Origin of the sequence: Nodularia chucula CCY0103 (genome assembly GCF_963923915.1) — a bacterium.
Classification (GTDB): Bacteria; Cyanobacteriota; Cyanobacteriia; order Cyanobacteriales; family Nostocaceae; genus Nodularia; species Nodularia chucula.
Genome location: NZ_CAWUOL010000013.1, coordinates 1 through 21670 on the forward strand (window position 1 = coordinate 1; position 21670 = coordinate 21670).

General features: G+C 39.7%; 13 protein-coding genes and 1 pseudogene. 7 read left to right on the forward strand and 7 right to left on the reverse strand.

The genetic code is table 11. The features are described from left to right. Positions 1-335 precede the first annotated feature (335 nt). From ACM0OP_RS06095 to ACM0OP_RS06120, 6 genes and pseudogenes are all read left to right on the forward strand, one after another. A pseudogene (locus ACM0OP_RS06095) lies at positions 336-1047 on the forward strand (transposase). Positions 1048-1509: 462 nt separating this feature from the next. Then, entirely contained in the window at positions 1510-2724 is a 1215-nt protein-coding gene (locus tag ACM0OP_RS06100) for a response regulator (protein WP_414527505.1), read from the forward strand. 591 nt (positions 2725-3315) lie between these two features. Further along, entirely contained in the window at positions 3316-3678 is a 363-nt protein-coding gene (locus tag ACM0OP_RS06105) for a response regulator transcription factor (protein WP_414527506.1), read from the forward strand. Positions 3679-3730: 52 nt separating this feature from the next. Then, positions 3731-4204 (forward strand): chemotaxis protein CheW, encoded by a 474-nt coding sequence (locus ACM0OP_RS06110; RefSeq protein WP_414527507.1) that lies wholly within the window; start codon positions 3731-3733, stop codon positions 4202-4204. A 50-nt stretch (positions 4205-4254) separates the two neighbouring features. Then, entirely contained in the window at positions 4255-7569 is a 3315-nt protein-coding gene (locus ACM0OP_RS06115) for a GAF domain-containing protein (protein WP_414527508.1), read from the forward strand. A 295-nt stretch (positions 7570-7864) separates the two neighbouring features. Next, positions 7865-11419 carry a hybrid sensor histidine kinase/response regulator gene (locus tag ACM0OP_RS06120; protein WP_414527509.1) on the forward strand — a complete coding sequence of 1185 codons (3555 nt, stop codon included), beginning with the start codon at positions 7865-7867 and terminating at the stop codon, positions 11417-11419. Between the two features lie 341 nt (positions 11420-11760). Here ACM0OP_RS06120 and ACM0OP_RS06125 read toward each other — a convergent pair whose 3' ends face one another. From ACM0OP_RS06125 to ACM0OP_RS06135, 3 genes are read right to left on the reverse strand one after another with little or no spacing between them, the layout of a single operon-like run. Then, positions 11761-12651, reverse strand: coding sequence for an ABC transporter permease (locus ACM0OP_RS06125; protein ID WP_414527569.1), 891 nt, complete (start codon positions 12649-12651; stop codon positions 11761-11763). Between the two features lie 48 nt (positions 12652-12699). Continuing rightward, positions 12700-13782 (reverse strand): ABC transporter substrate-binding protein, encoded by a 1083-nt coding sequence (locus ACM0OP_RS06130; protein ID WP_414527510.1) that lies wholly within the window; start codon positions 13780-13782, stop codon positions 12700-12702. Positions 13783-13786: 4 nt separating this feature from the next. Beyond that, positions 13787-14917, reverse strand: coding sequence for an ABC transporter ATP-binding protein (locus ACM0OP_RS06135; protein WP_414527511.1), 1131 nt, complete (start codon positions 14915-14917; stop codon positions 13787-13789). Positions 14918-15093: 176 nt separating this feature from the next. Between ACM0OP_RS06135 and mrdA the strand changes: the two genes are divergently transcribed. After that, complete coding sequence (mrdA, locus tag ACM0OP_RS06140; protein ID WP_414527512.1) at positions 15094-16896, forward strand: penicillin-binding protein 2; 1803 nt, start codon at positions 15094-15096, stop codon at positions 16894-16896. 34 nt (positions 16897-16930) lie between these two features. On the opposite strand, the gene ACM0OP_RS06145 is transcribed toward mrdA, so the two are convergent. The 4 genes from ACM0OP_RS06145 to ACM0OP_RS06160 form a co-directional block, all read right to left on the reverse strand. After that, the gene (locus ACM0OP_RS06145; protein ID WP_414527513.1) at positions 16931-17098 is read right to left on the reverse strand and encodes a hypothetical protein; all 168 of its coding nucleotides are present in this window, start codon (positions 17096-17098) and stop codon (positions 16931-16933) included. Positions 17099-17598: 500 nt separating this feature from the next. Next, entirely contained in the window at positions 17599-19482 is a 1884-nt protein-coding gene (locus ACM0OP_RS06150; RefSeq protein WP_414527514.1) for a sensor histidine kinase, read from the reverse strand. Between the two features lie 63 nt (positions 19483-19545). Then, entirely contained in the window at positions 19546-20223 is a 678-nt protein-coding gene (locus ACM0OP_RS06155) for a response regulator (protein WP_414527515.1), read from the reverse strand. 416 nt (positions 20224-20639) lie between these two features. Then, a complete protein-coding gene (locus ACM0OP_RS06160; RefSeq protein WP_414527516.1) occupies positions 20640-21380 on the reverse strand; it encodes a hypothetical protein in 741 nt (246 codons plus the stop codon). Between the last annotated feature and the right edge of the window lie 290 nt (positions 21381-21670).

The window sequence follows — 21670 nt, forward strand, 5'->3', positions numbered from 1 at the left end:
TTCTTGGGACAATGCTTAATTTACACGACTTTCAGCCTTAACTGAACCGTATTGACTTATAAGTTTTTAGGTGGCAATAGAGTAAAAATTGGTAAGGGAATCTATCAGTTGTTTCAGTCCAGAAACATTGAGCGAACAATCAAAATTTTTAAAACATCCTCTAAGATGGGCTTCGCCTGCAATTATCGATCTTATAATCCCCCGAATAAAATTCGGGGGATTATGTCAATATGGTATGCTTGATCTCTGTACAGGACAAAAAATAGAGAAAAAGCTTGCAAGTATTACAGAGAAGGGGTTTCATAGAAAGTTACCACACAATCAAAGAAACCCCTATGAATCAGATTAACCTATTAAGAGATACACTCAAACCACACTTGGGATGGCATGGGGCGAGGTTAAGCTTTCTAGCATTATTTTTAATATCTCTATTCAGGGTAAAAACAGTAAACTTGGTAGAATTAGCAACTGGATTTCGGAACTCTGCTCAGACGGAATCGAATTACAAGCGATTACAACGGTTTTTTTCGGGATTTTGATGTAGATTATGTAGTCATCGCCAAAATGATTGTGAAAATCATGAAAATTCCCCAGCTTTGGGTGTTAAGTATTGACCGGACTGAATGGCGTTTTGGGTCTGGGGATGTTTAGTTTATGTGGCTGGTTTACGTCTTGAGGATGGTAAGTTATTAATTCTCAATTAGGTATGATTCTCCACAAACTATGATTGCTGACTATGGCCGTCGTTGGGGCATTGAAACTTTGTTCGGTATGTTTAAAACTCGTGGTTTTTGTTTGGAATCTACTCACTTTATTGATGCTCATCGATTGAGTAAACTTTTAGCTCTACTCGCATTGGCTATGTCTTGGACTGTTAAAACTGGGGAATGCTTACATCAACACCGACCGATTAAAGTTAAAAAACATGGTCGAAAACAAAAAAGTGTTTTTCGTTATGGTTTAGATCATTTACGTTCTATTCTTCTTGATCTCGACTTCAATTATTATCCCTTTCTTCACTCCTTACAATTTTTGTCCTGTACTTAGATGCTTGATACATGGTTACTTGCTATATCAAGCACAATTTACCCTAGCTATAGTTATTAAGAATTGTAAAAAAGAAAGGATTATTGTAAGTTTTTTGCTGTCTATAAAAGCCTTGTAAATACCTATGAAATCACGGAAAAAATAATATTTACCAGCAACAAGATCAGAATTTACACGGATATATTTATAGCCATATATAATTAAAATAAAAGTATGGATAACTAAATCTTAACTTAATTTAAATGGCAATTAGACGCGAGTAAACAGAGAGAAAATTATCCCCCAGGTAGAATTTTGTTTTGAGGATCTCTCTGAAAAAGCGCCATCAACTACTACATACAAAAGCATAAATTGGCAGCTATTTAGATAACTTTGCCACATTTGTTCTGGATGATAGAGATTTTAACCAGCTTGCTATATGGCTAGTTTGGGTGTTTGAAGGGTTAATCCCAGGAAAAAGCTATGACCCACCCGGAAGTGATGACAACAACTAATATACTCAACGAATTTAAAACTTGTACAGAACTACAATACAATGGCTATCTAAACATTACAAGTAACAAAGGGAACCAATGGACTTTTTACTATCGTCTGGGAAGGATAGTTTGGGGGACAGGTGGAACCCACCCTTTTCGGCGGTGGCGGCGCAATATGGCGCAATATTGTCCTCAAATTGATGTGGATAAGCTAAATTTACGCCAAGAAGATATAGAACTTAATTACTGGGATTATCGCATCCTGGAGATTTTATATAAAAGGAAAAAAATTGATCGAGAACATATTCATGCTTTTGTAGAAAGCATCATCGCAGAACTATTGTTTGATTTAGGTCAACAAACAAACTTTGTGTCTGCACGTTGTTCTCGCCATCAAGACATTGTTTTAGAAACACCAATGAGTTTCACCAGCGCCAACGTCTCTATGAAACACATGGAAGAAGCCTGGAGGATTTGGTCAGAAGCTGGCTTGGCTAGTTTTTCTCCCGACTTAGCACCAGTGTTACGCAAACCAGAACAACTCCGCCAGCACGTGAGTGAGGGTGTCTACAAAAACTTTGTAAATTTGATTAATGGTAAATACACTCTGCGAGATTTAGCCGCCAAAATGAAGCAGAATGTGGTACCTGTCACCCGTTCATTACTGCCTTATATTCTCAAAGGTATCATTGAATTGGTAGAGGTGCCTGACTTACCTTTGTCAGTTACAACAGTTAAAAGCACTCCTGTTTCCCCGCAACCACAAAAATCAAATGGGCCATTAGTGGCTTGTATAGATGACAGTCCCCAAGTTTGTAAATTGCTAGAAGAAATTATGAGCTCAAATGGGCTGAGATTTATCAAAATTGAAGATGCAATCCAAGCTTTACCAACTCTGATTCAAAATAAACCAGACCTGATTTTTTTAGATTTAGTCATGCCGATCGCTAATGGGTATGAAATCTGTACTCAACTACGCCGAGTTTCAGCCTTTGCCAACACACCCGTGATTATCTTAACCGGAAACGATGGTCTTTTGGATCGAGTCCGAGCTAAAGTCGTCGGTGCTACGGATTTTATGACTAAGCCTGTATCCTCAGATAAGGTAATGAGCGTGGTACGAAAGTACTTACCTGTCAAGGCTAAACAACCGCCAGCGAAAACCCGACAAAATCCTGCTGATTTAAAGATTTGTCATTAATATCTGCATGGTTGGTTGATCCAAATTAGTTCTCAAAATATACCAGGATAATTTGGTTGATGATTTCTGATTTTCACAGGTTGGGCTGATGTCAATTTTGGGATTAATTAATCATCTCCACCTTTATAGGTAATCAAAAAAAATAACCATCCATAGCAGAACATGGAGCATGATCTAAAAATCTCTCAGACAGACAGATTTTTCCCACTTCCTACTCCTTCCCCACAGAAATAAATCTATACATATAGGAATCATATTTGATTTCTGAAAAACACGTAGGGTGCTATATAGCCCAAGGAGCATGGCTCCGCTAAAGCGAAGCGTAACGCATCATCCTGAAAGCCTTTGGTGCGTTATGACGTTCCGTCTAACACACCCTACAACAGCTAGATTTTTTCAATAATCAAACTGTAGTCCCAGATCAGATGAAAATACTATCTAGAATATAAATTTTATCAAACGTAGTAATTTCACTGATCCAAATAGCTAGATTATCCATCAAGATTGAGTGGAATTACCACTTTGTATTTGTTTAAAATAAACAAATATTGTGGTTTTTCCCAGATGAGAACCAATTTATAGGTGATTACCATGAATACCGTTTTAGTAGTTGAAGATGGTTTGACTGATATGGAAATCATCAGTCGTTATTTACAGCAAGCCGGTTATAAGGTTATTAGTGCTACTAGTAGTGAAGAAGTTCAGGGTAAAATAGACAGTAATAAGCCAGATGTGATCTTTCTGGATGTGATTTTACCTGGTAAAAGCGGCTTTGAAATTTGCCGAGAATTGAAAAATAACCCCAGCACTAGCAAAATACCGATAGTTTTTTGCTCTACTAAAAATAGTGATGTGGATAAAATGTGGGGAAATATGTTAGGCGCAGAAGCGTATCTGGCTAAACCTATTAATCAAGAAGAATTAGTCATAACTCTGAAAAATTTGTTGAGATGAAACTGTTCTATTTTGACTGACACTGATTATCTATATCAAAGGATGCAGAACTTTGGAAACTAAGGAAAAATTTTTAAGTTTGAATCTGGGTGCAAAAGATACAGCAGTTATTTCTTTAGAAAAAATCACAGAAGTTTTTCAAGTTTCGTTAGTTGATATCTGTAGTGTTCCCCAAATGCCTAATTGTGTTTTGGGTATCTATAACTGGCGTGGTGAGATGCTTTGGTTGGTGGATTTAGAAGAAATGCTGGGTTATGCACCACTGTTACAAGGTACAAATTCTCTCTCTCATCTGATGGCTGTTGTACTGGAAAGGGAGGGTAAATATTTAGGTTTATTGGTGCGATCTTTGATGGATATTGAATGGCTAGATATTAATCAGATTAAACCTGTATCTGCGGAGTTATTCTATCCAGCTATGTCACCTTTCTTGAAGGGATACTTTATTAATGATGGTGACGAAATGATTTTAAGTTTGGATGCGACAGCGATTATTCAATCTCCTATGTGGGCTATTAATAATTAATTCTGTTTTTTGCCTACTGACTACTACTAAAAACTTTTGAGGTGCTTGTAATGACTATTTCTTATCAAAACAGTTACGAAGATGAATCAGCAACTTCTGTACAAGAGTTAGAAAATCAAAATGGGGGAAATAATATTGGGAATATTACTAATGATGCCATGTTGGAACTGAATGCAATTTCCCAAGAGTTTAAAAATTGGCGGCGACAGTTGCAAGAAATTACAACTCGAATGCGTCAAGCTTCAGATATGGATACGCTGCTACAGGTGACTGTAACACAACTGCGGTCAAAAATTCTTTGCGATCGCGCTTTGGTCTATCAGTTTACTAATCTAGAAGCGGGTACGGTTTTATCAGAATCTCGAACTAGGGGTTGGACACCAACTTTTAATGAAAATCTTCCCGGTATTCTCTTTGGTTCATATACTAGTGAAGACTATTTAGAACCTATCGCCATTAACGATATTAATCAGATCCAGGTGACACCTTATCAAAAGCAACTGTTAGAAAAATTCCAAGTTCAATCTAGTTTAAGTGTGCCGATTTTAGTTCAAGGTAAAGTTTGGGGCTTACTAGCTATTCATAATTGTGCCACAGTTCGCCAATGGCAAGAAACCGAAACAGCACTTTTATCTCAAGTTAGTACAGAACTAACTTATAGTTTACAAAGTTTTGAATATCAAAAAGAAATCGAACAGCAAGCACTAGCTAAAAAATCTGTAGCTAAGGTTATTGATAAGATTCTGCGGATATCAAACTTGGATCAGATTTTCAATACTACTACTCAAGAAATCCGCCAATTATTACGATGCGATCGCGTCGGTGTTTACCGCTTTGAACCTGACTGGAGTGGTAAATTTATCTCTGAGTCAGTGGGTGAAAATTGGATAAAAATGGTGACACCAGATTTTAAAATGGTCTGGGAAGATTCACACCTCCAAGAAACCAAAGGTGGACGTTACGCCAAAGGTGAAAGCTTTGCAGTCAATGACATCTATCAAATGGGTCATGCTCAATGCCACATTGATATTTTAGAACAATTTGACATGAAGGCATATATAATTGTGCCGATTTTTGCTGGGGAACAATTGTGGGGTTTATTGGGAGTTTATCAAAATTCTGGCCCTCGTGAATGGCAATCCTGGCAAGTCAGCTTTTTAAGTCAGGTGGGGTTACAATTGGGTGTAGCTATTACCCAAGGTGAATATCTCGAACAAGTGCAGACTAAATCTGAACAATTAGTCCAAATCGCCGCCCAAGAAAAGGCGCTGACTAAGACAATTAACCGGATTCGCCAAGCCTCAGATGTAGACAGTTTCTTCCGAACCACCACCCAAGAAGTCCGCCAATCATTACGATGCGATCGCGTCGCTGTTTATCGTTTCAGTGAGGATTGGGGTGGTGAATTTATCGCGGAATCAGTGGGTAACAATTGGGTGAAATTAGTCGGACCCGATATCAAAACCGTCTTAGATGACACCTATTTACAAGAAACCAAAGGCGGTCGTTATATCAAAGGTGAAAACTTTGTGGTAAATGACACTTATGCTATTGGTCTTGCACCTTGTCACATTGAAATATTAGAACAGTTTGAAGCCAAAGCCTATATCATTGTTCCCATCTTTTTTGGTGACAAATTATGGGGCTTGTTAGGAGCTTATCAAAATTCTGGGACTCGTGAATGGCAATCTTGGGAAGTTAACTTTTTAACCCAAATTGCTCTCCAATTTAGCCTCGCCAAATCACAAATAGATTATCTCGAAGAAGTACAGGTAAAATCTGAGAAATTAGCTCAGATCGCCGAACAAGAAAAAGCTGTTACTAAGATAGTTAACCGCATTCGTCAAACCTTAGAAGTAGAAGAAATTTTTAAAACAGCTACTCAAGAAATTAGACAATTACTGCGATGCGATCGCGTCGCCATTTATCGTTTCAAGCCTGATTGGGGTGGTGAATTTATTGCCGAATCAGTAGCTCAAAATTGGGTCAAACTAGTAGGCGTTGATATCAAAACCGTTTGGGATGACACCAACCTCCAAGAAACCCAGGGAGGGAGATACGCCAAAGGCGAAAGCTTGGTAATCAATGATATCTATCAAGCAGATCATTCTTCATGCCACATTGAAATACTAGAGCAATTTGAAGTAAAAGCTTATGTCATAGTCCCCATCTTCTCAGGAGAACAACTATGGGGCTTATTCGCCGCTTATCAAAATTCCGGCCCTCGTGATTGGGAAGCATCCCAAGCCACCTTATTAGCCCGCATCGGTGACCAACTAGGATTAGCATTACAACAAACCGAATATCTGCAACAACTACAAGCTCAATCAGCCAAACTAGCAGAAGCCGCAGGCAGAGAAAAAGCCGCCAAAGAACTCCTACAACAACGGTCTATTCAACTCCTAACAGCCCTGAGACCAGCCCTAGATGGAGATTTGACAGTCCGCGCCCCCATTACCGAAGACGAACTAGGGACAATTGCTGATGCCTATAACAATACACTGCAAGCCCTGCGGGAAATAGTTATCCAAGTACAAGGTACTTCCCAAAAAGTAGCTCAAACCTCCAATACCAGTAACGCTTCCCTAGCCAAACTGACAAATCTCGCCCAACAACAATCCCAAGAAATTACCACCGCACTAGGCGATATTCAACAGATGGTAGAGTCTACCCAAGCAGTAGTAACTAACGCTGACTTGGTACAGTTAGCCTTGCACAAAGCTAACCAAACCGTAGAATCTGGAGATGCAGCCATGAACCAGACAGTAAAAGCCATCCAAGGAATTAGGGAAACCGTCGCCCAAACTAGTAAAAAAATTAAACGTCTCAGCGAATCCTCGCAAAAAATCTCCAAAGTCGTCAACTTAATCAGCAACTTTGCCACCCAGACAAACGTACTGGCGTTGAATGCAGCCATTGAAGCCACCCGTGCGGGTGAATATGGTAAAGGCTTCGCAGTGGTAGCCGATGAAGTTCGTTCCCTATCTCGCCAATCAGCCGCCGCCACCATTGAAATTGAAAAATTAGTCCAGGAGATTCAAGCAGAAACTGGAGAAGTAGCAGTAGCAATGGAAACAGGGATTCAGCAGGTAGTAGAAGGTACAAACTTTGTCAGTGAAACCCGCCAAAACTTAAACGCCATTGTGTCTGCAACCGCCGAAATCAGCAATTTAATCGAGCGCATTACCGCCGCCACCCAACAACAAATGGGTCAATCTGTCACAGTAACCGCATCTATGCAAGATGTGGCAGAAATTGCTAACAAGACTTTTACAAAATCTCAAGAAATTACTGCTGTCTTGCAAGATTTATCAGGAATGGCACAAGATTTATTAGCAACTGCTAGTAAGTTTAAAGTCAAGTAGTTAAGAGGGGAGTGGGGAGTAGGGAGTGGGAGGTGTGGGAAGTGTGGGAAGTGTGGGAGGAAAGATTTTTGGCGTTGCTGATTTTAAATATGAATTAGGCTCACGCAAAGGCGCAAAGGCGCAAAGGTAGTAAGAAAAAGAAAGGTGATTTTGGCATTTCATACTTGAGTTCAGCAACGCCAGATTTTTAGTTTCCCATCCCTAGTACCCAATACCCAATACCCAATACCCAATACCCAATCCCCAATCCCCAATCCCCAATCCCCAATCCCCAATCCCCAATCCCCAAACAATTATGATTACAGACGCTGAAATTCGAGAACAAGGCTATATGTATTTTCTGGAAGAAGCACCAGATTTATTACATACTATTGAACAAGAACTTTTTACCTTAGCAGAAGATTTTAGTATTGCTAAAGTGCATAAGTTAATGCGGGCTAGTCATACCCTCAAAGGTGGCGCTGCTAACGTGGGGCTAGAAGTTATTAAGATGATTGCCCATTCTTTAGAAGATGTGTTTAAAGCTCTTTATAATCCAGATGTGGTACTGGATGAGGAACTAGAAACACTCTTAATGCAAGCTTATGAATGTCTTAGCCTCGCCCTCAATACACAAATTACCGAAACTGCTGTTAATAGTGAAGGACTTTTACAAAGATCGGCTTTAGTTTTTGCTCAATTACAAGAAAAACTCGGTGATGCTTATGGAGATGAAACTCATATTCCTACCTCTGAGGAATTGGGTTTTGATATTGTCAAATCAATCTTTGAATCAGGTGTAAATCAGCGTTTAGATAATCTGGCTGAAGCTATCCATAATCCCCCCGATGATGAAGAATTTATAGAGTTTTTAAATTCTCAAGCTGAGGTGTTTTTGGGGTTGGCAGAATCTTTGAATTTACCTGGTTTGCAAGAAATTTCCCAAACAATTATCACAGCCCTGCAAGCTAATCCCCAGGAAGTACATCACATTGCTGAATTAGCTTTTATAGATTTACAGCAGGCTCAAAAAGATGTCTTGGCTGGCGATCGCACCTGTGGCGGCGCACCCTCCCCAGATTGGCAAAAAGTCACAGATGTCATAGACGATCAGTCATTTCCATCTACTGAAAACTTTCTTAGCAACTGTGAACAATTTTATCATTTTTTAACAGCATCTAGCAATACTAAAAATGAACAAATTAAACCCACAACAGCTAAATTATATTTAAAAGTAATCTACCATATTTTTGGTTGGTTTAATCATCAAAAGCAAATCCCCAAAGAAAACCTAGAGTTATCATTACTTATTCCTAAATCAGATGCAGAAAACCAAATAGATTATATTACTAATTGGTTAAATGACTTTTTACATTTTGTCGAAGATGAAGAAGATAGCTATAGCCTTTGTCTTTATCGTCACGGTGTAATTTTAATTATTCTTCTAGCAGTTGCTAAATTTCAATATAAATCTGATAAAACCGCAGGCTATCACCTCTTAAGTCACACTTTACAAACTCAAATTCGGGAATTAGCCAAAGAATATAAAAACTATCCCCCAGTTAATAGTCAAGAAAAAAATTGGCTAGATATTTTTAAGTTAAGACAATTACTAGTTTTTCAAGAAATTTCCCCTGCTGACTTACACATAAATCATGGGTTAGTAGAAGAAATCTGGGGAGGAGGAGAAGAAGAATCTGACAAATCCTTAGCAGTCAGTGAAGAGGTGGTTGCAGATATTGTAGAAACAGAAATTGCTGCTGCGCCTATACAAAATCAAGCAGAAATACCAGATAAATCTGCATCCCCCGAAACTAGAAATTATCGCAAACCGACATTTATTCGTGTAGATGTCGATAGATTACAACGCCTGAATTATCTTGCAGGAGAATTACTGATTTACCAAAAACGCCGCACCCTCTATGATGAAAAAATTCAGGAAATGTTGCAGCAATTATTGCAGCAATTTAGCCGACATCAAGATACTTTACATCAATTGAGAGATTTACCTTTACAGATGCAGAATTTCAACTCTCCATCTACACAAAATTTTGCCTCTGTGAAATTCGACTCTCTAGAAATGGATATATATACAGACTTTCATCTGTCTTTGCATGAAGCGATGGAAGAAACTATGCAATTACAAGAAACTACCGAATCCCTAGAATTACTGCTGAAAGAAGCTACGCAAATTAGTGATCAAAAACATAATTTGGCTTTTAGTATTGTTGATAATTTAGTAGAAGCGCGGTTATCACCTCTGGGGACTGTATTTAATCGCCTACCGCAATTAGTGAAACAATTAGCCAGTGTCTATCATAAATCGGTAGAATTACAGCTAATTGGAACAGAGGTTCTGGTTGACAAAGCAATTGCGGAAAAACTTTATGAACCTTTGCTGCATTTAGTTCGTAATGCTTTTGATCACGGTATTGAATCTCCGCAAATACGCCAAGAAAGCGGTAAACCAGAACAAGGAATCATCGAAATTTGTGCCTATCATCAAGGTAGTCAAACGGTGATTTCAGTCCGAGATGATGGTAAGGGATTAAATTTTGAAAGTATCCGTCAGAAGGCTATAGAACTTGGTTTTATTGCTGATGATGATTCTAGAGGCTATTTTTCTCACGCGGAACAATCCAAACTGTTAGATGTGATGTTTTTTCCGGGATTATCTACGGCTGATCAGGTGAATGAAGTTTCTGGGCGGGGTATGGGGTTGGATATTGTCCGTTCTCAGTTACAAGCACTCAATGGTTCCATTTCTGTGCAGTCTTTGCCTCATCAAGGTACAACTTTTATCCTCAAAATACCTTTTTCTATGACTACTGATACATTAATGTTAGTCCAGGCGGGGGGGGTTGTTTATGCCCTACTATTGGAGAGTATTGCTAAAATTTTGATTCCTTCTACTCAGCAAGTTAAGGAGTTTGAAGGTAAACGAGTTTTACATTGGAATACAGATGAAAATGAAAATATTATCAGTTTGCATCGTTTATCTGAGTTGATGGACTATCACGGTTCTTTGTCTCAGCGTGTAAGTTTACTAGATAATCCTTCCATGACTAATGATGTGGGAGTGATGAAAAATCCGGTTTTGGTACTACGGCAAAATCAAGGGGTTTTTGGTTTAGAAGTTGATCAAATTATTGGTGAACAAGAATTAGTAATTAGACCTTTAGGTAATGCGATCGCACCGCCCAAATATGTTTATGGTTGTAGTAGTTTAGCCAACGGTAATCTGATTTTAGTAATTGACGGTACTCTACTGCTAGAGTCTAAGGCTAATCCAGCTAAGTTGGATCTTCTGGCACTACCAACATCTGATCATTCACAGTCCCCAACCTTGGTGATGTCAGGATCTCCAACCAATGTACCTTTATTATCCGCCTCTGCGCCCACAGATACCCCAACACAACCCAGTAAGTCTTTAGAACCACATCGCAAAACTGCCAAGGTGATTTTAGTGGTGGATGATGCGATTAGTCTTAGACGCACTCTTTCTCTAACTTTAGAAAAGTCTGGTTATCAAGTTCTACAGGCACAAAATGGTGTAGAAGCTATAGAACAATTACAATGTCATCCAGAGATTGAATTAATTATCTCAGATATAGAAATGCCCCGGATGAATGGTTTTGAATTGTTAAGTAGTCTCCGTCAAAACCCCACTTACGTTAACATCCCTATTGTGATGCTGACTTCTCGCAGTGCAGACAAACATCGTCAACTTGCTGAAGAATTGGGTGCAAATGCTTACTTTACTAAACCTTATTTAGAACATGAATTGCTCTCTACTCTCAATAATTTGAGTCACCAACAAGAGTCTGATTCTAAGGAAGCTAGTAACTGGGGAAAATCTGTTGCTATATAACAATACCTTTGCCAAAATAAGAGGTTAGAACGATTTTGGCAAAACTGGCAAAATCACCCATACATAGGCATTTCTCTAAAAAGGTAGTTTTTCATCTCAAACGCTTATACTGCGGTTAATACGTTAAAAACCCCTTGTGAGAAACCTTGAAGGAATTTTTATGACCTATTGTTGTTGCCAAGCCTCAAAGAAATGGGAATTAATGGTTAATTCATAATCAACTCACCCTCGTAATTTGGCGAAGGTATTGTAATAATAAAACAGCTTTCTTTTTCTGCATTGGTTTGGTGAATCGTTATAGTTTTTTCCCACACATCCCACACATCCCACACTCCCCACTCTTAATGATTTTCTCTAAATTCACCAAATTTAATTAACAGGGCGATCGCTATACTGACACCAAAGATTAATGTCATACTTAAAGCTGAACCAAAGCCCCAATTTTGCGTAGCTCCGAGAAACTGGTTATAAACTAGGCGCGCTACTGTCATACTAGAAGTTCCCCCCAATAATTCTGGTTCGATAAAATCCCCTAATGCGGTGATAAAAACCAACATTGTCCCAGCAATAATTCCTGGCAAAACTTGGGGTATAGTGACTTTGACAAAGGTTTGTAGGGAATTTGCGCCTAAGTCGGCGGCGGCTTCTAATAATCGTTTGTCTAGTTTTTCTAAGGAAGCATAGAGGATTAGTACCATGTAGGGTAATAAGCTATAGCTCATGGCAATTAATACCCCTGGCATTGTGTAAAGTAATTCTACAGTGGGTAAGCCTAAACTACTGAGAATAGTGTTGAGTAAGCCAGTGGGACGTAAAATTGTCATCCAGGCGTAGGAACGCAGTACGGAGGATGTCCATAAAGGGAGGACAAAGCCTAATAGCAGCAAGTTTCGCCAACGCTGGGGTGACATTTGAGCAATCCAATAGGCGACGGGAAAGCCGAAAATTAAGCAAATGATTGTTGTTCCCGTTGCTAGTTGTAGCGATCGCGTGATAACTTTCAGGTATAACCGATTTAGTATCCGCAAATAGTTATCTATTCCACTCGGATTGACTATATCCCCTGGTCGAATATCGGGAACTAGACTCAATTGCCAAATTAATAGTGTGGGTAGCACTAATAACAATAGTAACCATATTCCAGAAGGTGCGAGAAATATGAAAGGTTGTAGCCAATTAAAGGGTTGACTATTGGGTGTTTTAATCTGGGCAATATCACCGGATAAATTGATTTCAGTAGGGCGATTTTTGGTAGACACAATAATTATGGAGATAGAATATTAGCTAATAGTTAATTCAGTCCAGTAACGCTCATAAATTTCTTCAAAATCACCCACTGGTTGAATACGTTCACAATTTTTGAGGATCTCTTCTGGAGGAAACCAACTAGGATTATTTTGAATATCTTTGGGTAATTGTTCAAACCCAGCAATATTGGGAGTCGCTAGGCTGAGACGTTGACTAATACTGGCCGCTACTTCTGGTTGCAACATAAAGTTAATCCAGGCGTAAGCACCATCTAGGTTAGGTGCGGTTTGGGGAATGACCATAGTATCAGTCCAGAGTGAAGAACCACTGCGGGGAATTATATATTTAAAGCGGGGATTTTCCTGGGTAATGCGGATAGCATCTGCGGAGTAACACATGGCTAAGGTTAAATCTCCGGCTAATAGTTGGTTTTGCCAAGCGTCAGTGTCAAAAGAGGCGATGGCGGGTTTGAGTTCTACTAATTTTTGATAGGCTTGTTTGAGTTGGTTTTCGTTTTGGGAGTTGTATGAGTATCCCAACATTCGTAATACTGCACCCATGACTTCCCGGACATCATTTAACAAGGTGATGCGCCGATTTAATCGTTCTTGATTTTGCCAGAGATATTCCCAATCTTCAGGTGCATCGGGGAGTTGGGCGGAATCGTAAATAAAGCCGGTTGTTCCCCAGTTAAAGGGGATGCTATGACGGTTATTGGGGTCATAACTGGGATTTTGAAATTCTGGAAATAAATTATTTAAACCGATGAGGCGGTCATGATCAATTTCCCTCAGTAAACCATCTGCTTGCATCCTCTGCACCATATAGTCAGATGGATAAATGGTACTATAGGCACTACCACCGCCTGCTGCTAATTTGGCCAGCATGACTTCATTGGAATCATAGATATCTACTAAGACTTTGATGCCAGTTTGGGTAGTGAATGCTTCTAGTAATTTTTGATCTGAATACTGTGTCCAAGTGAAAAGATAGAGTTGATCGCTGCGTGTAGATATGGTAGTGGATTTGACATTACCTAGTCTCCAACCACAGCCAGCTAGGGATAAACCGGAAAGTGCGGCGATCGCTTGTAAAAATTGCCTTCTGTTATTCATGTTACTACTGATTAATCGCTACACAATCACTTTCTCCCCACCATGCATAAATCGGGGTGTTCCGGTCTGGTAAGTTCCCCAGGGTGTTGGGTTGCAAAACGTTAATGGTCACACCGTTAGTTAATTCCACTAGATAATTAACATGAGTGCCTAAATACATCACATTTCCCAACCGTCCTTCAAAGCAGTTAGTCAGGACATGGGGGCGATACAGTGAAAGTTGAATTTTTTCCGGACGGACACTCACCACTACTGGTTGAGATAATTGACATGGGGTATCTGTATTGCGGTGAGTAATGATTTTTAACCCAGCTTTTGTCTCAATTTCTACTGAGGAAGATTCTACATGGGTAATTTCCCCAGGAAATAAATTAGTATCACCAATAAAATCAGCGACAAAGGATGTTTGGGGCTGTTCGTAAATTTGCCGCGGAGTACCCACTTGTTCTATTTTGCCTTGATTCATCACGGCGATGCGATCGCTCAAAGACATAGCCTCTTCCTGATCATGTGTCACCATAATGAAAGTCAACCCTAAATTTTTATGTAAACTCGCCAACTCCACCTGCATTTCTTTCCGCAGTTTTAAATCTAAAGCCCCCAAAGGTTCATCCAGTAGTAACACAGTAGGACGATTCACTAAAGCCCTAGCTAAAGCCACCCGTTGCTGCTGACCACCAGATAGTTGACCGGGAAAACGCGATCGTAAACTTGCCATTTTTACCAGCGCCAAAGCCTCTTCAACTCTAGATGTAATTTCTGATTTGCGGAGTTTTTTTTGTAAGCGCAGTCCAAAAGCAATATTATCCCAAACATTCAGATGATTAAACAACGCATAACTTTGAAAAACCGTATTTACAGGTCGGCGATAGGGCGGAACATGAGACATGGGCTGACCCTGAATCAACACCTTACCCGCATCAGTCATTTCAAACCCAGCTATTAACCGCAGGATAGTAGTCTTACCACAACCAGAAGGGCCTAAAATGCTAAAAAATTCTCCCGGTTTGACATCTAAATCAACTCCATGTACAGCAGGTTCTTTGTTAAAAAACTTAAACACATGACGCAGTTCCACATCTAGAGGATGAGACTTTGTGATTTGATGCTGATTTTCGGCAAATGTTTGAGCCATAATCTTCAGTAGAATGCGCTGATATTGAGTAATTTTTCTGCTTAATTTAATCTATTAAAACTGATAATTCTGTACTTGGGATTGGAGAATCCATAGATTATGTAGTATAAAAGATTATTGAAACTTCAGCATAATCCTATACATATTTCAACTAATTTAGAAAACTTACTTGTCCTATGACCTTCTGGAAACCATCCCCACTGGGCGGAAATCAAAATAAACGTACAGTTGGGCGAAATTTTCAGCCCATATTTTTAATTTTATTTACCCTATCGATGACCACAGTCATCAGCCTCAGATTAGCATACTTACAAATTATCGCCGGAGCAGAATATCGTTCCCAAGCCGAGTCTAACCGGGTGCGGATAATTCCCAAACAACCAGAAAGGGGTAATATTTTTGACCGGAACGGCAAACTTTTAGCTAGTAACCGTTCCCCCCGTTCAGTGTACCTCTGGCCTATGACCCATACTCAACCAGGGTGGGACTCTGTGGGTTCCCGTCTAGAGAAAATTCTTGACATCCCCAAAGAGGAAATAGCTACAACATTAGAAGAAGCAGGCCCCAACTCTTCCTCCTTAGTGCTGATTGCGCGGGAGTTGACGGAAGCCCAAGTTACTGCCATCAAAGAATATGAAAACGAACTGCAAAATGTAGAAGTCCGGACTTCATCTGTGCGCTATTACCCTGAAGGTCAAGTATTAGCCCATATCCTGGGCTATACGCGAGAATTAACTCCCGAACAACTAAAAGAAAGGCGTGATTCCGGCTATCGATTAGGAGATGTCATTGGTCAGATGGGGTCTGAAAGGGCTTACGAAAATCTTTTGCGGGGTGAATGGGGTGGACAGGAAATAGAAGTCAATGCTGCCGGTCGTCCTATCCGCATCTTGGCAGATCAACCAGCAATACCCGGTGATGATATTACCTTAACCATAGATTTAAATCTGCAAAAAGCCGCCGACAAAGCCTTGGGCAAGTATAAGGGTGCTATTGTGGCACTAGACCCCAATAATGGTGAAGTTTTAGCGATGGTGTCTCGCCCGACCTTTGACCCCAATATCTTCTCTAAACAAAAACTCAGCCAAAAAGATTGGGAATCTGTGCAAGGTGCTAACCATCCTTTAGTTAATCGCGCTCTCAGTGCTTTTCCTCCCGCCAGTACCTTTAAAATTGTCACTACAGCAGCTGGGTTGGAATCAGGTAAATTTTCTCCTAATACCGTTCTGCAAACCTACGGTTCTTTAACTATTAGTGGTCAGAGATTTGGAGAATGGAATCACGCCGGCTTTGGGCCTTTGGGTTTTGTCGGAGCAATGCAGTGGAGTAGTGATACGTTCTTTTATCAAATTGCTCGGTCAGTGGGTGGACCGACTTTGATTGAATGGACGCGCAAATTTGGATTTGGTGAAAGAACAGGTTTTGAATTTACCACCGAAGAATCCAGAGGTTTAGTCCCAGACGATGAATGGAAACGCCGGACGCAAAAGATGCCTTGGACTATCGGCGATACTATTAATATGTCAATTGGTCAAGGTGCTTTATTAACTACTCCTTTGCAAGTTGCTGTGATGTTTGCAGTACCGGGTAATGGTGGCTACAGAGTCCAACCTCATTTGCTCAAAGATAATCAAGAAGCTAAAAGCTGGCGAGAACCTGTGAACATGAAACCTGCAACTCTGAAAGTTCTCCGCGATGGACTCCGGAGGGTCATTACTCAGGGAACTGCTCAATCTTTAAATAAGCCCACTCTGCCCCCTGTAGCTGGTAAAACTGGAACAGCTGAAGCATGGCAAGGTAAAGTGAAAAGAAATCATGCTTGGTTTGGTGGTTATGCACCGGCGGATAAACCAGAAATTTTGATTGTGGCTTTTACCGAACATTCTGGCGGTGGTGGTGGTAGTCTGGCTGCACCAATGGTTTTAGAAATCTTAGAAGACTATTTCCAACGCAAATATCCTGGGAAGTTTCAGCCATAACTCAGCGTCTTTAGACCTGAGAGTGTTAATGTCTTTATCTCACACCTGATGAATCTGAATAACCACTAGGAGGTTTTTGATCTGATGGTGGTTGATAGGCTGTAAATACGGCAGAGTTAAAAATCAGGGTAATGCTTAAAACACAAATAGCCAAAAATTTTGCTGGAAAAAGTTGGTGCAAGAGCCTATAAATACGAGTCATAATTATTATTCCTACGGCATTGCACTGGCGAAATGAACCGAAAACTTGGTAAGTTTGACTTTTTATCTAAATAAACAACAGTGTTATTATATTTACTGAACTTAATTATACATTAAAGCATATTTAATTCCTTAAAAGTAACTTCATTATTTATAGGACTTACGCACACTCCACCAATTCTTGGCGTACTTGGCGACTTGGCGGTTCATTAAGTTAAGCCTTTTGGTAATTTCTGCGTAAGTCCTAATTTACTTATTATCTATTTTTCACCAATTCTTAGGATTAACAAAAGGTTAAAATGGTGGGCATTTTCTCATATTATAGGGACTAGTACCGCAAGGCGGAAGTCAAAAGTCAAAAAGCTTATAATATAGTCTTTTCATGGATTTTGAATGGTCTGTTTATTTACGCCGACTTGTACTGGGAAGTCGGTATTGAGTATTGGGTATTGGGAAGTAAGAATCTTTCCCCACACCTCCCACACCCTGCCATAGCTGCGCTTACCTCCACCAAAATTTGGATCGAGTCCAAGATAATTCACACAGATAACCTTGAGGAGAAAGACCGACTCGCCGAAATTTTCCTTTGAGTTGGTGAGCTAAACTTTTTAACTGTTGGCTTCCCTGACCTTCTTTGGCTGAGTGGGTATTGAGTCCATCATCGATAATTTTCAAGGTGTAGCAGCCTTCGGATGCAGAACAAGTTACTTCTAGCCGGGTAACTCCTGTGGCGTGCTTACCGACATTACATAACGCTTCTTCTAAAAATCTGCATAATCCTCGCTTGATTTCAATATTTAAGTATTTTTCATCGATGGGATCAAAGTTGCGGATTTTGATTTTGATGGTTTGAAAACAAGGTAAATCTCGCTCTAAGGTATAACTGTAAACTTGGTAAAGGATTTCATGAATAGGATCTTCTAAGTTGAGAATTAGACTGTTGCCTAAATAGAGGCTGGTATCTTGGGTGAGGGGTTCTCGTTGTAAAAATTCATAAATTCCCCGCAGTTCTTGGTTTAATTTTTCAATTTCTTTTTCTAGTTTTGGTAGTAATTCTTCTATGGGTAAATCTTGACTGCGAACTAGCTTAAGAACTTTTGCTAGGCTTTGGAGGGGTCCGTTATGAATTGTTTCAAATGTGCGTTGAATGATGGACTGGCGGACTTGGATTCCACTTTTCAATAGGAAATCATGTTGATATAAGGCTGTGAGTTCGATACTATTTAAACCTAAGACAATTAGGGCGGGAATGATGGGAACCCACCAACCCCAGGTCAGCAGCAAATAACTCCATAGCGCTAGGAATAAGCTAGCTAAACTCAAAAATAGTAGATTGGTTAAGGGTGATTTAGTCAGTCCGGCTATGATAATTCCTAAACAACCCCAAGCGATAATCCACAGGTATTCCCATATATCAGCCCATGTGTTTAATAGGGGGCGAGAGTCGAGGACTGCACTAATAATTTGACTGACGCTATGAGCTTGGATTTCGACTCCATAGACTCTTCCTGTGGCTGGTTTGCTGGATCTAACTCCGCCTGTGGTGATAAAGTCTTTACGACTGGGTGCAGTGATGCCAATAATTACGATGCGATCGCTAATCCACTCAGGATTAAAATTGTTGTTGATGATATCTGTCAAAGAGACAATTCTAAATCTGTTTTCACCACTCCGAAAATTTAGTAGTGTCTGCACTCCACCAGCATCAGTGCGGATATATCCCCCAGAGTTGGGTAAAAAGCGGGGTAATTCTGTCTTACCAAATCTCATGGTAGCGCGATCGCGGGTACCATTTTCTAACTGTAAAACTTCCGCAGCTAAATAAACCTCTGCCAGACGCAAAGACAACGATAACTTGTAGGCTTCCGGGGTTGGTATCCCCAACAAAATACGTCTTAATTTACCATCACTATCGAGAATTTGATCAGCAAAACCCAATTGTGTCGGTGGTAATGCTGGTGGTGGGGGAATTTCTTCTGGTAATACCTTTTCAATAGCAATTAAATTGGGAAATTGTTTAAATGCTGCAACCAGTTCACTATAACCAGAATAGACTGGTAAATCTCGATAAATATCTAGACCAACAACCCTGGGGTGATAACTCTGCAATTTCAATAACAATGCTGCCAAGTCCCCATCTGAGATGGGATAATTTTTCAAATAACGGATATCATCTTCATTAATCCCCACAATTAAAACCCGCTCGTCTCTGGGTTCTTCAGGGCGTATCCGCAGAAAGTTATCAAAAGCCAGCCACTCCAATGATTGCAATGCACCTGTGAACCGCAGGATAATTACTAAGGCAATCATCACCATTCCTGGTAAAGTCCCTACACGCCAAATACCAATTGCTTCTTTGATTTTTATCCACGCACCAGGACACATAAGTTTTTGCCATCCACTGGAAATTTCCGGCTTGCATACAGTTTTTTTGGTGAACGTTATCACCTAATCAATCAAACCTTTGGCTCTAGCCTGCATTTCTGTTTGAATCCGGATGTTTCTGCCTTCTTCGGGATAAACTTCTAAAGCGTCTTGTAATTTACTCCAATAATGACGCACCATCCTTTCAGATACAGACATCCGTTCCGCAATGATTTTGTCTTGCAATCCTTCTTCAAATGCCAGAGTTAGCAGTTGGAGCCACACCGGTTTTACTTCTAATCCCGCATAAATACTTTTGATGTCTTTAGTATGAGTTAATCCCTGCAATGCCCAATCTACTCTTGTTAACATTTCTCTAGTAGTCAGGCTTTTATCAGCGACGGTAAAACCTCCTTTATGATTCTCAATGTCAGGCTGAATCCTCACCAATGTCCTCACATGGGCGCTTTGAACTACTAAATTGAGGTTTTGATACTCTTTCATCACAGTTCTCAGGAGCTGTAAACCTGTATCCGCTTTTGCGGTTGTTCCTGGGTGTTCTGGTATGAAAAGATCCATCACTACTACATCAGGTTGGAAGGTTCTAATTTGATGTCGAGCATTTTCAGCATTGATTGCTGTCAGAATTTCCGCATCAGGATAATGGTTTTTTAGTACCGCAACTGTTCCGCCTAAAACTGATTCGTGGTCATCGATCACGAGAATTGTGATTAATGCCTTTTCTACTACAGTTGTTGCCATAATTTATACTCTAATAGTTGCAACTGATACTAGTTTGATTTCCAATTCACCATGCCGAAAGCCTGGGAATTATTAGTTGATAGACAAATCCACCAAAATCATGGCAGTGTCTAAACTATAACAACTATGACAAGTACACAAATAAAAGTCTCTGAGGTTTACTTAGTACAAATCCTCTCAAGACTTAATTATTGCAGTGTGATCACGGCTACTAATATAAACGTGGTGATATTACTCGTCAAGGCGCACTAATTAATTGATACAATTGATCCTTGACAGATGAGTCAGATGATCTATAGAAATACTATTTGATTTTTGTTGGCGTAGCTTGCGCTTTGCACTTACGATTCAAAAGGCTGTTTCCTATTCCCCACTCCCCACCTAAACAAGCTATCAGAATAGCTTTTTCCCGATACTTACCAACAAAAATACCACATAGCATTCAGGTCTTGACTACGGGAAAAACAATTTCCCCCAGTTAAGAACCGAAAACTTGCAGACAAATAATCTAATTCTGGTAACCGCGAATAAAACTGAAGTAATGAGATATCAGGATAACTAATTGTTACTGTTAATTCAGCCAGGTTTTCCTGCTGTTTTAAACTAATATATATGGAGGTCGGTCCGACTATTTCCGGTATAGTTATAATTAGCAGTTCTTCTAAAGTACGTAATACTATCATGCTGCGTTCGGCTGGCTCATTTCGCCAAGATGCAGGTAAATTTATCCCAAAATATTTACACGGATGAGATATAATCCAGGGTTTTAATAAGTATTCAATAGCTAAAGGAAGGCTGTCTTGTAGTGAAGTGGGAAATAAGCGATCGCTTAAATTCACTAAGGAATGATGAAAGTTATCAACTTTTTTTAAACATTCTTCAGTTCCTGTGGTCGATGTATTTAGCTGTTCTACTGTGAGCAAATCTAATTTACGACGAATCACAAAGGATTCTTGCAATAAGTCATCACGAATTTTCTCGGCTTCCAAAAACAGCTTGATAGATTGCCTAGAAGACCACCACTGTAGTGCTTCCTGAATTTTATAATAAGTCTTCAGAAAGTAAAAAATAGTGATGCAATAGGCAGTTAAAAGGATAAGTGGCGTACATAATGTGAGGATCATCTGAGGTTCGCAGATTGTTTGTTTGACTAGCATCAGATAACAATGCTAGAAAACGGATACTATAAATATCCCATTCACATTTTTTTCAAGTTATCAGGATGTTAAATAAACTACAACAGAGCAATATTTTCAGTCTGTATGGTAGATAACCAAATATCACACCACAGTGTAAACAGCACAATTATTTAACTTCTACCCGTAGTATAACTTTGATTACCAGGGAAGTTTTAGAGCCAAGTAAATGTGTCCTCCAGTGGGGTAAAAGCAATCATCAAAACAGAGGAGCTTAGGACATAAATGGATCATCAAACTTAGAGACTAAA

Coding starts and splice junctions, on each gene's coding strand:
- ACM0OP_RS06160 (WP_414527516.1), bottom strand. CDS start 21,380: ATGCTAGTCAAACAAACAATCTGCGAACCTCAGATGATCCTCACATTA.
- ACM0OP_RS06135 (WP_414527511.1), bottom strand. CDS start 14,917: ATGGCTCAAACATTTGCCGAAAATCAGCATCAAATCACAAAGTCTCAT.
- ACM0OP_RS06155 (WP_414527515.1), bottom strand. CDS start 20,223: ATGGCAACAACTGTAGTAGAAAAGGCATTAATCACAATTCTCGTGATC.
- mrdA (WP_414527512.1), top strand. CDS start 15,094: ATGACCTTCTGGAAACCATCCCCACTGGGCGGAAATCAAAATAAACGT.
- ACM0OP_RS06150 (WP_414527514.1), bottom strand. CDS start 19,482: ATGTGTCCTGGTGCGTGGATAAAAATCAAAGAAGCAATTGGTATTTGG.
- ACM0OP_RS06145 (WP_414527513.1), bottom strand. CDS start 17,098: ATGACTCGTATTTATAGGCTCTTGCACCAACTTTTTCCAGCAAAATTT.
- ACM0OP_RS06115 (WP_414527508.1), top strand. CDS start 4,255: ATGACTATTTCTTATCAAAACAGTTACGAAGATGAATCAGCAACTTCT.
- ACM0OP_RS06120 (WP_414527509.1), top strand. CDS start 7,865: ATGATTACAGACGCTGAAATTCGAGAACAAGGCTATATGTATTTTCTG.
- ACM0OP_RS06105 (WP_414527506.1), top strand. CDS start 3,316: ATGAATACCGTTTTAGTAGTTGAAGATGGTTTGACTGATATGGAAATC.
- ACM0OP_RS06130 (WP_414527510.1), bottom strand. CDS start 13,782: ATGAATAACAGAAGGCAATTTTTACAAGCGATCGCCGCACTTTCCGGT.
- ACM0OP_RS06100 (WP_414527505.1), top strand. CDS start 1,510: ATGACCCACCCGGAAGTGATGACAACAACTAATATACTCAACGAATTT.